This is a genomic window from Camelimonas sp. FR25 (assembly GCF_059740505.1).
This window is the reverse complement of the sequence record NZ_JCAWFG010000108.1, coordinates 1-12128: the sequence shown is the minus strand read 5'-3', so window position 1 is coordinate 12128 and position 12128 is coordinate 1. Positions and strand designations below refer to the sequence as shown.

General features: G+C 64.4%; 12 protein-coding genes. 3 read left to right on the top strand and 9 right to left on the bottom strand.

What is annotated here, in order from left to right:
* Positions 1-202 precede the first annotated feature (202 nt).
* Together AC6A67_RS16685 and AC6A67_RS16680 are read right to left on the bottom strand one after the other, a co-directional pair.
* Positions 203-793 carry an ANTAR domain-containing response regulator gene (locus AC6A67_RS16685; RefSeq protein ID WP_498037694.1) on the bottom strand — a complete coding sequence of 197 codons (591 nt, stop codon included), beginning with the start codon at positions 791-793 and terminating at the stop codon, positions 203-205.
* A 4-nt stretch (positions 794-797) separates the two neighbouring features.
* Positions 798-1967: a transporter substrate-binding protein gene (locus AC6A67_RS16680; RefSeq protein ID WP_498037693.1), complete on the bottom strand. Its 1170-nt coding sequence runs from the start codon at positions 1965-1967 to the stop codon at positions 798-800.
* 590 nt (positions 1968-2557) lie between these two features.
* On the opposite strand from AC6A67_RS16680, the gene AC6A67_RS16675 reads away from it, so the two are divergent.
* The 3 genes from AC6A67_RS16675 to AC6A67_RS16665 all read left to right on the top strand — a co-directional run bounded on the left by AC6A67_RS16675 (position 2558) and on the right by AC6A67_RS16665 (position 5543).
* A complete protein-coding gene (locus AC6A67_RS16675; RefSeq protein ID WP_498037692.1) occupies positions 2558-2812 on the top strand; it encodes a helix-turn-helix domain-containing protein in 255 nt (84 codons plus the stop codon).
* The gene (locus AC6A67_RS16670) at positions 2812-4137 is read left to right on the top strand and encodes a type II toxin-antitoxin system HipA family toxin (RefSeq protein WP_498037691.1); all 1326 of its coding nucleotides are present in this window, start codon (positions 2812-2814) and stop codon (positions 4135-4137) included. The genes AC6A67_RS16675 and AC6A67_RS16670 overlap by 1 nt, the downstream gene beginning before the upstream one ends.
* Positions 4138-5201: 1064 nt before the next feature.
* Positions 5202-5543 (top strand): DUF2322 family protein, encoded by a 342-nt coding sequence (locus tag AC6A67_RS16665; protein ID WP_498037690.1) that lies wholly within the window; start codon positions 5202-5204, stop codon positions 5541-5543.
* Between the two features lie 157 nt (positions 5544-5700).
* Here the strand turns inward: AC6A67_RS16665 and AC6A67_RS16660 are convergent, their stop codons facing one another.
* The 7 genes from AC6A67_RS16660 to AC6A67_RS16630 all read right to left on the bottom strand — a co-directional run bounded on the left by AC6A67_RS16660 (position 5701) and on the right by AC6A67_RS16630 (position 12007).
* Entirely contained in the window at positions 5701-5994 is a 294-nt protein-coding gene (locus tag AC6A67_RS16660; RefSeq protein WP_498037689.1) for a con-10 family general stress protein, read from the bottom strand.
* A 555-nt stretch (positions 5995-6549) separates the two neighbouring features.
* Positions 6550-7485, bottom strand: coding sequence for an MYG1 family protein (locus tag AC6A67_RS16655; RefSeq protein WP_498037688.1), 936 nt, complete (start codon positions 7483-7485; stop codon positions 6550-6552).
* Positions 7486-7641: 156 nt separating this feature from the next.
* On the bottom strand, positions 7642-8844 hold the full coding sequence (locus tag AC6A67_RS16650) for an ABC transporter substrate-binding protein (protein WP_498037687.1): 1203 nt from the start codon (positions 8842-8844) through the stop codon (positions 7642-7644).
* 463 nt (positions 8845-9307) lie between these two features.
* The gene (locus tag AC6A67_RS16645) at positions 9308-10084 is read right to left on the bottom strand and encodes an enoyl-CoA hydratase-related protein (protein WP_498037686.1); all 777 of its coding nucleotides are present in this window, start codon (positions 10082-10084) and stop codon (positions 9308-9310) included.
* A gap of 159 nt (positions 10085-10243) precedes the next feature.
* Positions 10244-11101: an SDR family NAD(P)-dependent oxidoreductase gene (locus AC6A67_RS16640; protein ID WP_498037685.1), complete on the bottom strand. Its 858-nt coding sequence runs from the start codon at positions 11099-11101 to the stop codon at positions 10244-10246.
* Entirely contained in the window at positions 11094-11525 is a 432-nt protein-coding gene (locus AC6A67_RS16635; protein ID WP_498037684.1) for a MaoC/PaaZ C-terminal domain-containing protein, read from the bottom strand. The genes AC6A67_RS16640 and AC6A67_RS16635 overlap by 8 nt, the downstream gene beginning before the upstream one ends.
* Positions 11525-12007 carry a MaoC family dehydratase N-terminal domain-containing protein gene (locus tag AC6A67_RS16630; RefSeq protein ID WP_498037683.1) on the bottom strand — a complete coding sequence of 161 codons (483 nt, stop codon included), beginning with the start codon at positions 12005-12007 and terminating at the stop codon, positions 11525-11527. The genes AC6A67_RS16635 and AC6A67_RS16630 overlap by 1 nt, the downstream gene beginning before the upstream one ends.
* Between the last annotated feature and the right edge of the window lie 121 nt (positions 12008-12128).

Below are 12128 nucleotides of genomic sequence, written 5' to 3'. Positions count from 1 at the left end.
CGCCGCCAGCGGTTGCTGGCGACGGCCCTCCTTGGCCGGGACCCTCTGGCGACGGACATCGGCGCCGTGGGGTAAATGTCATGCGAAGCGTCTGCTTCGGGTCGCTGCCTGGCGTCAGCGCCGGCGAGCGGAAAGCTCTCGGAACGACCTGGCCATCATTGCCAGTTTTTACGCTGCATCGGCGTCGGCGTGGACGCAGGCGTCACAGGCCGACATAACGTTCAGCGTTGATGATTGCATCACACACGATCTCGACCGTGACGCACGAAGACATGGCGCGCGTCCGGATGGTGTCATAGGCGATCTGTTCTGACATGCCTTTGCGTTCCATCAGGATATGCTTTGCAGTTTCAAGCTTCCTGAAGTAACCCAACCGTGCCTCAAGCTTGCCGAGCCTGTCAATCTGCTTTTTTTGCTTTGCGGAAAATGTGTGCGCCAGCACCATGTTTGTGAGCAATCCGAAGGCGCGCACCGGCTTGGTGATGATTGCTGAGGCGCCGGCGCGCACAATGGATTCGATGACAGTGGGGCTTTCGAACTCGACGATGCCAATAAGGGTCACATCCTCGCCGCGTTCGGCGAGGGCTTTCAGCAACAATTGGGTAAAGTTGTCCTGGCGAAACAGCACAAAGATAATGCTGGCCTCGGCGGGAATCTGGTCCCGGGGCGGCCAGCAGGCCTCCACGCGGCAGCCGATGCGGTTGAGCTGCGCGACAAGTTCGTCGCGCTCGCGATCCTGCGGGTGGTACACGACCACACTGACGTTGCGGAGATCCCTGAGGGCCTGCAACATGAATCTATTCCTGCGCTTCAGCGGAGAGGCACGCGGCCGCCTTCCAGTCCGCGAGGCTGTGATGGATGAGGTAGGGGTCTGGTTTGATGGCTCTGGGCGCTTCGGCGATGATGTCGAACTGGCCGTTCGCCTGCGCCCGGCCAATGCGTGGCCACAGGTAGAGGTGGCCGTTTTCCGGATCAATGCGGATACGGCCCTGGGGCGCCTCAAAATCGACGTCGGCCATGGCGGCGCGGATTTGCGCGGGGCGCAGGGACCGCGCGCGCCCGACGGCCGCGAGCGTCATATGGGTGATGCTATAAGCGGTTTCCGCCATGGCGTTCAGCGTCGAGGCGTCGCCAAAGCGGTTGTGATAAGCGGCGACAAAGCGCCTGCTGGCGGGGCGGTCGAGTGACTGGAACCAGGTCGCGCCCGTGAGGCAGCCTTCGGCGACGCCCGCGGGCATCTGGCCGAGTTCCGCTTCGGTGAGGGTGAGGCTGGCGATTACGCACGTATCACGCACGCCAGCTTCCGCGCACAGTTCGTAGAAGATGGCGGCGGCCTCGCCAACCACGGTGCAGAACACCACGTCCGGCTTCTTGCGCAGGATGTCCTGGACGATGAGGTCGAGTTCGCGCCGTGTCGCAGCGGGGAGCGCATAGCGTTCAGCGAGGGTGACGCCGTTCTGTTCGGCGATCAGGGTCATCAGCACACGATTGCACTCCACCGGAAAGGTGTAGCGCGAGCCCACGAGGTAGAAGCTGTGCCCGCCATTACGAAACAGGTGCTGGGCCAGCAGCAGGATGTGCTGGTTGGGTACGGCCCCGCCGTAGATGACATTCGGCGAGTACTCAAAGCCCTCATAAGGGGCGGCATAAGCGAGGGCGGCGCTGCGCCGCTCAACCACGGGCACCTCGGCCTGCCGGGTGTTGGTCATGTAGCATCCAAGCAGAAGCCCGGCGCCGCCCTCGTCGAGCATGTGCTCGGCGTGGGCCTGGAAACGTTCAGGGCTGGACTGGGCGTCGGCGGTCAGCACACGCACTTCGCATCCTGCGACGCCGCCTGTTGCATTGATCTCTTCTACCGCCAACAGGGTGGCGTTGAGCTGGGTGCGCTCGACAAATGCAGTGGCGCCTGTCGATGAATACAGGGCGCCAAGCACCAGAGGCCGCGCGGGATCAAATATTCTGCTCATGCGCCCTCAACAAGAAAAGCGCTTCCCCCGGGGCGGTCAGCCCGGCGGAAGCGCCCTTGCTTCTGGACTTGAGGCTATGGCTGGCAGATTTTGTGGTCAACGGAGCCGCTGCACAAACAACCTGCAGATAGCCCTCAATGGAGCAGGGCGGTTGTTCTCGGCGCCAGAGGCCGCGACACAGGCGGTTTGCCACGCGCCATGCGATATGTGCGAAGGTCAACTGGTTTTCAGGGGGGTGGAATGAAGATGGCGGGGCAGCCTGTCATTGCCATTATTCTGGGCGCCCCCACGGATTAGCTTGCCGCAGGCGCCAGTCGCGCTCGCAAAAGCCGCGCGTTTTGGCGCGTGGCGCTGTTCAGCGCCCTGACTGCGGCGCGCTGACTGGAAGTCGACCATTGCGTATCTCACGCACCTCTGAAATCCAGTGGCGTGGTTGGCGGGCAGGCTGCTGCCGTCGTGGCCTCAATGCAGGTACCTGTGCCAGTTACAAAATCTGCCGCAATACGCATCTGCGCATATATCGCGTTAATACGCATCTGCGTATATTGCACTATTATACGAACTCCCGTATGATGCTGACGGAGGCTTCGATGCGTGAACATATCGCCCGCACTGAGAAACAGCTGGGAGCCATCCTGCGACGGGCCCGCAAACAGCGCGGCCTCACCCAGGGAGCTCTGGGGGCGCAGGTCCATATGCGCCAGGGCACCATCTCGCGGCTTGAGGCCGGTGAGCCGGCCGTGCAGCTCAGAACGCTCATGGAGGCGCTGTCGGCCCTGGAGCTAGAGCTCACCGTGAGGCCACGCAGTGAGGCAGGCGCCGCCGACATTGAGGACATCTTCTAATGGCGCGCAAGCGAACCCACGCGCCGCTCCAGGTCGTTCTGAACGGTCGTCGGGTCGGCTTGCTGCGCCGCGAAGCCACCGGCGCCATCGACTTCACCTATGACGCCACATGGCTGGCATGGACGCACGCCTTTCCGGTTTCGCTTTCGCTGCCCCTGCGTGAAGACCGTTACATCGGCGCGCCTGTCATCAATGTTTTCGAGAACCTGCTGCCGGACAATGAGTCCATCAGGAGGCGCGTCGCCGAGCGTGTCGGCGCGGGCGGCGCCGACGCTTACAGCCTGCTGACGGCCATCGGCCACGATTGTGTGGGCGCCATGCAGTTTCTTCCCGAAGACATCGACCCTGGGCCTGCCGGACTTGTCGACGGACAACCCGTCTCAGAAGACGACATCGGCGCGATACTTGGCAATCTGGCGAGCGCCCCTCTGGGGCTGGGGCCTGATGAGGCGTTCCGCATCTCGCTTGCGGGCGCCCAGGAAAAGACGGCCCTGCTCCGTGTCGACGGCCAGTGGTTCAAGCCTGTCGGCGCAACGGCCACCACCCATATCCTCAAGCCGCAGATCGGTCAGCTGCCGAATGGCATCGACCTCTCAAACAGCGTCGAGAACGAGTATCTTTGCCTCAAATTGCTCGGCGCCTTTGGCATTCCTGTCGCCAGGGCGGAGATGGCGGATTTCGGCGGCAAGCGCACGCTGATCGTTGAGCGCTTTGACCGGCGCTGGGCAAGGGATGGCCGCCTGCTCCGCGCCCCGCAGGAAGACATGTGTCAGGCCCTGTCCGTGCCGCCAGCGCGCAAATACCAGTCCGATGGCGGCCCCGGCATGCGCGACATTATCCAGCTTCTGAAGGGCAGCGACAGGCCGCAGGAGGATATCGCCGTCTTCATGCGTGCATGCATCGTGTTCTGGATGCTGGGGGCGCCAGATGGCCATGCCAAGAACTTCAGCGTCTTTCTGGAGCCGGGCGGGCGCTACCGCATGACGCCGCTCTATGACGTGCTGACGGCGCAGCCAAGCCTGGACGCCGGGCAAATCCAGCGTAAGAAATTCAGACTGGCCATGTCAGCAGGGAAAAACCGGCGCTATCCGATACCCGACATCATGCCACGGCATTTCGTGCAAACAGCAGATATCACCGGGGTCGGCAGGCCGCTCATGCGCCTCATCCTGGATGAGCTGGCCGCGAATGCGGTGACCCAGGCTGATCACGTTTTCAGCGAACTGCCGCAAGGCTTCCCGATGGATCTGGTGGACCCGGTCCGGGCAGCCATCGTCGCGCGTGCAGCGGTTATCGACAAAACCAGAGACGACGCGCTCAGATAAACGCGCCTGCCGTGACCTGCGTCCAGTTGATCAAACCGGGAGGCGAGCCGGCAATCATACCAACGCCCGATGAGCAAGACCCATCGGGTGTCGGTCAAGCCCGCGGGGCGACTGAGCCTTTCAGGTCGCGGATGCATCAGCGTCTTCGTGGCCTGGCGCCAGGCGCCGCCTCGCCAGGGCGTACGCGCAACCCAAAAGCGCGGCTTTGGCCAGCCATCGTCTCGCGCCCGGCCTTTTCGCCCCGGTCGCGGCCCCACTCCCGGCAGTGGTCCAGATAATGTTGCGTCAGCCGCGTGGCGGCGGCCGCGCGCGGTCTACGCGACAAATTCCATAAGCGGGGCTGATGCCAGGATGCGAAGATGCTGACGCATCCGCTTCCTGCAATGCTCAGGCGCCGCACGGGCTTAACCAGAACCCGATGGGTCACGCTCATCGAGTTCTGGTATGAACCATGGGCGCAATTGCGGGTTATCCGCAATGAAGGCCATCCCATGCCAGATGGCGGACAGCCTATGAGACAGATTTCCTCACTAGCGAAAGCGTGACTGTAGGCGTGGGCTGCGGTCGTGCTAAAGCGGTGGCCTAACGGTAATAACCTAGGGGAAATTACAGATCATGAACGATAAACGTGAGCGTTCTGAGTTACGTCTCCGAAATGTGCACGTCATGGCCAAAAACGTATATGAATTGAGCAATGTGCTCGGCGTGTCGCCCGCACGTGCACGAAAGGCCGCTGAGAAAATACTGAGAACGCGTGTAGATATTCGGTCTGACGTTGGCGTTGAACATCGCAGATAGGCGCAGCGCACAAGAATTCTTGCCCGCCCGCGTCCACCACGGGGGCGGCGAGGCAGGCGGAGCCGCGGGCCGCAGCGGCGGAAGGTCCGTTGCTGGAGGACACGCGCGTGTGCACGTCCTGGGCATGTCGCAGCCCACGGTCCTGGCCGGCGCTGACGCCCGACAGTTCCTGGCTGACGCTTTGCCATGCGGGCGACGGACGGGTTATGTCCAGAGCCAGAGTTGCGTCGCCCGATCTGGCGCGCGATGGCGGAAAGGGACAGGCAATGACGGCGATGATCAACCCAGGCGCGGCGTTCACGGAGAATGTGCAGCAGCTGCCGGCCGTGGACGCGGTGGCGCGTATTGAGATCCTCGACGCGTCAGGCGAGACGGTCGACGCCATTGAAAACATGCCCGGCAAGCAGGGGTCGCTCGCGGTTTACCACTATCTCAACGCGGTGTTCGGCGCGCTCGACGCGCGCGCGGCGCTCCATGGCCTGGAGGTTTTCGGGGAGCACACGCCCGATGCCCAGGCACGACCCGGCGCTCACCCGAACATCGACAGGCTGCTGACGATCGCCGATGGCGGCGAGAGGCTGACCATGCGGGTGGTGAGAAAGGACTGAAGACGCGGCCCGACGGGCGGCGTGCGATGAGCGGTTTCAGTCATCCCCGCCAGGCCCGGCCGTCTGGTGGGCTATCGGTCGGCGCCCGCATGAGATGTTGGGTGAAGTGGCGCAAATCAGCCAATGCCGCACGTGCGGGCCCATTGCCCGCCCGGGTTTAGCTGTCGTCGCCTGCCTTTGCGGCGGCGACGGCCTTGGCGGCTGGCCTGCGCCGGTGCGCGGCGCGACCGGCGGCGGCGGCCAGATCGCGGTCCTTGAAAAAGGCCCGGTCCTCGACCCGTAATGCTGCCCCACCTGCCGCGCCGGCGGTGGCGGCGAGGGCGCGGTTCTGCGAGAAACTTCGCTTTTCTTTTGGCACGCTTTGCCCCCCGAGGCGGGCAATTTCCTTGACCTTGTCCTGGGACATGCAAGCGAAGCCGCGCAAGCGGCGTTTTCCATCCGTGTCAGCCATGGGTGCTCCCGGCGTTGGCGATGTGTTCCCGATCTGCGCGTTTTTTATTGCGCTGAGACGTAGGGTGATATGAATTCCGCCATAGGGCAACGATCAGATGAGCGTAAGCGCATCATCAAATTGGCGTATAGTTTTTAGTCGTTCTAAATTATTGTTTGACCAATTACTTTAGCGGCATCGGTATTTAGGTGACAGCTGTCTCGTGACGTCTGTCAATCAGGCCGGTGAAGGCCGTGGAGATCGCCAACAAGGCGGGAAGGGGGGTGTTGCGCCCATGGCCTGCGCGCGCCGCCCCTGGTCGGAACAACTCAGTAAAGACTGGCTGACCCAGCGCCAGCAGAGGCGCACGACCGGGGATGCGCATGGTGCAAGCCGACCTGAGCGGGAGAGCCGAGATGGTGCTTGTCGTGCGCTGGCGCGCAGACCCGTACAAGCCCTGCGCGCCAGCGGAGGGCTTGTACCAGTGCGGTGCGCCGGGCTCAGCGCTCGTCACCCACGACGATGGCGCGTGAGCGTTTCAGGATGCGATTGCGTTGGCCTCTTTACATCCAGGCGTCAGGCGTCAGCAGCGGCCAGCGCCTCGCGCACGGCGATGTCGGCCATGGCAAGAGCTGCGTCGCGGCTGGCGGCGGCGGCGATGAAGCGGCCGTTGTGGCAGAAGCGGGCGCCGGCGACGCCGCTGGCCTGCTCCAGCGCCTCATCGGTCAGGCCGGCCCAGGAGGCAGGCAGATCGGCGCGCAGTTCAAAACCATCCTCGGCGCGACGAATGCCGTTGATCGACCAGTCCCGGTCGCGCGGATTGACCACGAACAGCAGGTGATCCGCGCCCGCCTTCACCACGGTGGGACGATAGGGCATGCCCATGGGCAGTTCCAGCACCTGGCTGGAGCCGGCGGCCGCAATAGCCTCAAGCACCATCGACTCGGCCCGCAATTTGGCGGCGCTGCGCGCGATGCGCGCTTCGACAAAAGCCCGGGCCACGGTCAGCGCCCGGTGGAAGGCGCGGTCGTCGGCGCCCGGATCCGTGACGTCGAACACCGGCTTCAGGCTCTCCAGCAGCGCCGGCAAAGTGAGGCCAGCCAGCAGCGGGCCGGCGCTGGAGGGGCTCAGCGCGCCATTGTCCACCAGGTCGACCGGCAGCACAAAGCCTGCGTCAAACGACGCGTGCACCGCCTCGACATGCTCCGCCGGCACACCGAAGGCCGCCAGATAGGCGCGGCCAAAGTGCTTCCAGACCAGCCCGAACGAGCTGTAGGGCTGGCCGTCGTCACGCAGCGGCGCGCCGCGCTGGTGGTGATCAAAAATATTCTGCGCCGCATCATAGGCGCCGCCCACGTCATAGATAATGCGATCAGGCGCCGGGGTAATCGCGCCGCGATCGCGCGTGCGCAGGATCGTCGCCTCCGGATAAAGCCGGGTGAAGATCACGCTGGACATCAGTTCGTCGGCGTGAAAGCCGCCGGAGTGGGTGACGAGATAGGTGGGGGACATGCCCGGAAACGCCTTGTGGTTCGCGGCGGACCGAGCCGCGCAGGAGGAGCCGGTGTGATAGCGCCCCCTGCCGCCCGGCTCAATCCTTGCCGCTGACCTCACTCCCCCGGCCCGGCGCCCGTGGACGCCGACATCGCGGCGCCCATTGCGGTCCGGTCAGTCCATATTCACCCATTTCTTGCCGTCGAACTTCTGCAATTGCAGCGTCTGATAGGCTGAGAAATTGTCGGGCGTGGTGCGCAGCACGATCTTCTTGTGCTGCATGGGCATGCGCAGGCCGTCGATGCTGCCGGCCATTTTCATGATGTTCTCGCGCGTCAGATTATCGCCGGCGCGTTCGAGCAGGTTCTTCATCTGGTGGCCGATGATATAGGCGGCGAGCGCGTAGAAATCGTTGGGATTGTCCTTCGGGTTCCACTGCTTCATGAAGGCCACGTAATCCTTGACCTCAGGGTCATTTGCCAGTTCCGGGTCATCGGGCGACTTTGCGTAATTGGCGGTGATCACGCCAGTCGACGCCTCGACGCCGGCCGGGACCAGCACCTGGCTGACCGAGGCAGAGGCGTTGGCGAGAAATTGCTGCGGCTTCCAGCCAACCTCATGGGCCTTGCGGATGGCCTGGGCGGCGAATTTCGGCGTGGTGGCGCTAATGAAGGTGTCGGCGCCAGAATTTTTCAGGTTGAGCATCTGCGAGTCGACCACGGCGTCAGCCGTTTCATAGCTCTGGGCGCTGACCAGTAACTTGCTCTTGCCATGCGCTTCCAGCGCCGCCCTCACGCCGGCCAGATGGTCCTTGCCATAGTCATCATTGGCATGGAGCACGCCGATTTTGGCATTGGGATTCTTCGCCAGAATGTAATCGACATAGGTCTTCTGCTCGATGCCATAGGACGGCCAGAACGGCATCGTCCACGGATAGGTTTTTGGGTCATTGAACTTGGCCGCGCCGGTGGCGATCAGGATTTGCGGCACCTGCTTTCCATTGAGATATTTTTGCGTCGCCGTGTTGGTGGGGGTGCCGGAGACGCCAAAGATCAGCAGAACATTGTCGCTCTCCACAAGCTTGCGGGTCTGTTCCAGCGCCTTGGGCGGGCTGTAGGCGTCATCAAGGCTGATCAGCGTGACCTTGCGCCCGTTTATGCCGCCTGCGGCGTTGATCATGTCGAAGAAGGCGCTGAAGGTGCGACCGGTGGCGCCAAAGGCCGAGACCGGACCGCTATAGGCGGTGGTATGGCCGAGCCGGATCTCCTTGTCGCTGGCGCCTGGGCTATAGGCAGGCTTTGTGGTGTTTGCCGGCTGGCTCTGCGCCTGGGCAGGCAATGCGAGCAGCGCAAGGCTGGCCGCAAGGGCAGCGGCCATACGCGCGGCGCGGCCTGCGCCGTGAAGGGCTGTGCAATGAGCGGATGGCCACATGCGTGTCATGTCACGTCTCCCGGATTTGGTCTGGCGTTGGCAGGATCAGCGCCATGGGCCGCGTGGCGCGTGTCGCGCCACGTTCTGGGTCCATGCGGTTCGGTCGCAGCGCGGTTACAAGGTCACTGCCGCCCTCGGCGGGTGACGTAAGCTCCGCGGTTAATGTTTGGCGGCGGCCTGCCCATCAGACGGGAAGGCCGATCAGTCGGAGGCGCCGGATGTGGCGCAACAGGCGCGGCGCGTCCGTCAGACGCTCCGCTCTCCTCAGTTGCCGCCCCGGACAGCAGCGCCATGGCGCCCATGTCCGGCCCCTTGGGGAGCGCAGCGGCGCAGGCGGCGTTATACCAGGATGCGAAGATGCTGACGCATCCGCATCCTGACATGCTCAGGCGCCGCACGGGTTCTGGTATTAGCGCCCCTGAAACGCCGGCGCGCGGCGCTCGACGAAGGCGCGTGCGCCTTCCTTCAGGTCATCAGTGACGAAGGCGAGGCTCTGCATGTCCGCCTCGCGATCCAGCGTCTGGCCCAGCGGCGCGTCCCAGGCGGCATCGAGTTGCGCCTTGATCAGGCCCAGGCTGATGGTGGCCCCGGCGGCGAACTGTTGGGCCAGCCTCATGCCTTCGCCGGCGAGCGCGGCGTCATCGACGCAGCGCCAGATCAGCCCCCAGTCGGCGGCGGTCTGCGCCGGCAGCGGCTCGGCGGTGAGGGCCAGCGCCCGGGCGCGGGCCACGCCGATCGAACGTTGCAGGAACAGCGACGTGCCGGCGTCGAGCGCTGCGCCAAGCCCGGCGAAGCTCAGGATAAAGCGGGCCGAGCGGGCGGCGATCACCACGTCGCAGGCCAGAGCGAGGCCGACGCCAGCGCCAGCCGCCGGACCATTGACGGCGGCGACCACTGGCACACGGCAACCGCGCAGCCGCTCGATGATTGGATGCAAATGCTCGCGCATGCGCGCGCCGATGCTGGCGCCGGTGGCGAAGACATCGCCGCCGAATTGCGCGCCAGAACAGAAGCCCTTGCCAGCGCCCGTCAGCAAGATGGCGCGCGTGTCGCGGTCAGCCACAGCCTCGGCGGTCGCCTTGTCGAGGTCGCGCATTACCTCAAACGACAAGGCGTTATATTGTTCAGGATTGTTGAGCGTGATCACGGCGACGCCGTCGCGACGCTCGAGCAGCGCTGCGGTCATGATATCCTCCCCTGCAGGCGCCCGCCGTGCGACGGGTCGCCATTCCCCAGCCATCCCTCATGGACGACGGGGGCAGGGCGGCGCATGGCCGCCACAGAGGCGCATGACATGCGCCGCCTGCCTGCACCGGGTTGCGAATATGCGGGCGCAAGCCCTACGTCACATGAGGATGCCGCCGCCGCAGACCAACACCTGGCCGCTGACGTAATCGGACTCCGGCGCGCAGAACATGTAGACGGCGTTGGCCGCCTCCTCCGGCTTGCCGGCGCGGCCGAGCGGGATCATCCGCGCCATATTGTCGAGCAGCGCGGGCTGTACGCCGACCTTGATGGCCTTGCCTTCGACGTCGATGGTCTTCTGCTCGGCTTCGATCGCCTGGGTCAGGCGGGTCTCGATCAGGCCGAAGGCGACGCAATTGACGTTGACCTTGTAGCGTCCCCACTCCTTGCACATGGTGCGGGTGAGGCCGACCAGCGACGCCTTGGCCGAGGAATAGCTGGCCTGGCCGGCATTGCCGAAAAGCCCGGCGATGGATGAGATGTTCACCACCTTGCGGAACACCTCGCGGCCTTCCTGAGCTTCCTTCTTGGCCATCACCCGGATCGGCTCGGAAGCGGCGCGCAGGATGCGGAACGGCGCCGTCAGATGCACGTCGACCATGGCCTGGAACATCTCATCAGTCATGTTGCTGATGGTGGCGTCCCAGGTGTAGCCGGCGTTGTTGACGATGATGTCGAGGCCGCCGAACTGGTCGAGCGCCGTCTGCACGAAGCGCTCGGCAAAGCCTGCTTCCGTGACGCTGCCGTTGACCGCCACCGCCTTGCCGCCAGCAGCATTGATCTCTGCCGCCACCGCGTCGCCAAAGGCCGGGTCGAGGTCATTGACCACGACGCTGGCGCCTTCCGCCGCCAGCTTGTGGGCGATGGCGCGGCCAATGCCGCGCCCGGAACCGGTCACCAGCGCGACCTTGCCGGCGACCCGGCCCTCGGCGTAGAGCTTCAGCGCCGCCTCAGCCATGGTTCGCCCCCTTTGTGTCGAGGGCGACGACCGCCTCGCCCTTCAGCTTGACGTCGCCATTCTGGTCCCTGGCCACCAGCTCCAGGCGGGCGCGCGGCTCGCCGTCGTGCTCCTCCAGCGCCGTGACCTTGCCTTCGCAGGTGATCTCGGCCCTAACCTGGGTGATCGAGACGAAACGCACGCCATATTCGCGGATGCGCTCCACCGGAAAGGCGGCGTTCAGCGCCATGCCGAGGCGGGCCATGACAAACATGCCGTGGGTGAACACATCGTCGAAGCCAAAGCGTTTGGCGAAATCGATGTCGACATGGATCGGGTTGTGATCGCCAGAGGCGCCGCAATACAGCGCCAGCTCGTGGCGGGTGATCGGCGCATAAGTGCGCTGCACCGGCATGTCGCCGACCTTGAGTTGAACCGCGCCCATCAGCCGGCCTCCCCCTGCTGCGGATTGCGGATGACGATGGTGTTGGTCATGTCGGCGATGTGCACGCCGTCGCCATTCTCGACCCGGGTTTCCTGGGCGACCATGGTCATGGCGCCGCCCTTCTTGTCGGTGATGGCGCCGATGCGCGTGGTGTAGATCAGCTCGTCGCCGACGCAGGCGCTGTTGTGATAGACGAATTTCTGCTCGCCATGCAGGATGCGGCCGATATCGACGCCCAGCATGTCCAGCACCTTGATCGAACCCTGATTGTCCAGCGTCTGCAGGCAGAACACATAGGTCGGCGGGGCCGGGATGTCGCGATGACCCGCGGCGCGCGCCGATTCGGCGCTGTGATACACCGGGTCAGTCTCGCCAATGGTGTCGATAAAGAACTTCAGCCGGCGCGGCTCGACAAAGGCGCGCTGCGGCTCGAAGCTGTGGCCGACCAGCGTCTGCGGGTCGATGGCAAATGTGGCCGCCATGCTCACGCCCTCTCATACAGCGTGACGACGCAGGCGCCGCCGAGGCCGAGATTGTGCTGCAGCGCCAGGCGCGCGCCGTCGACCTGGGTCGAACCCGCCGTGCCGCGCAGCTGGCGCGTCA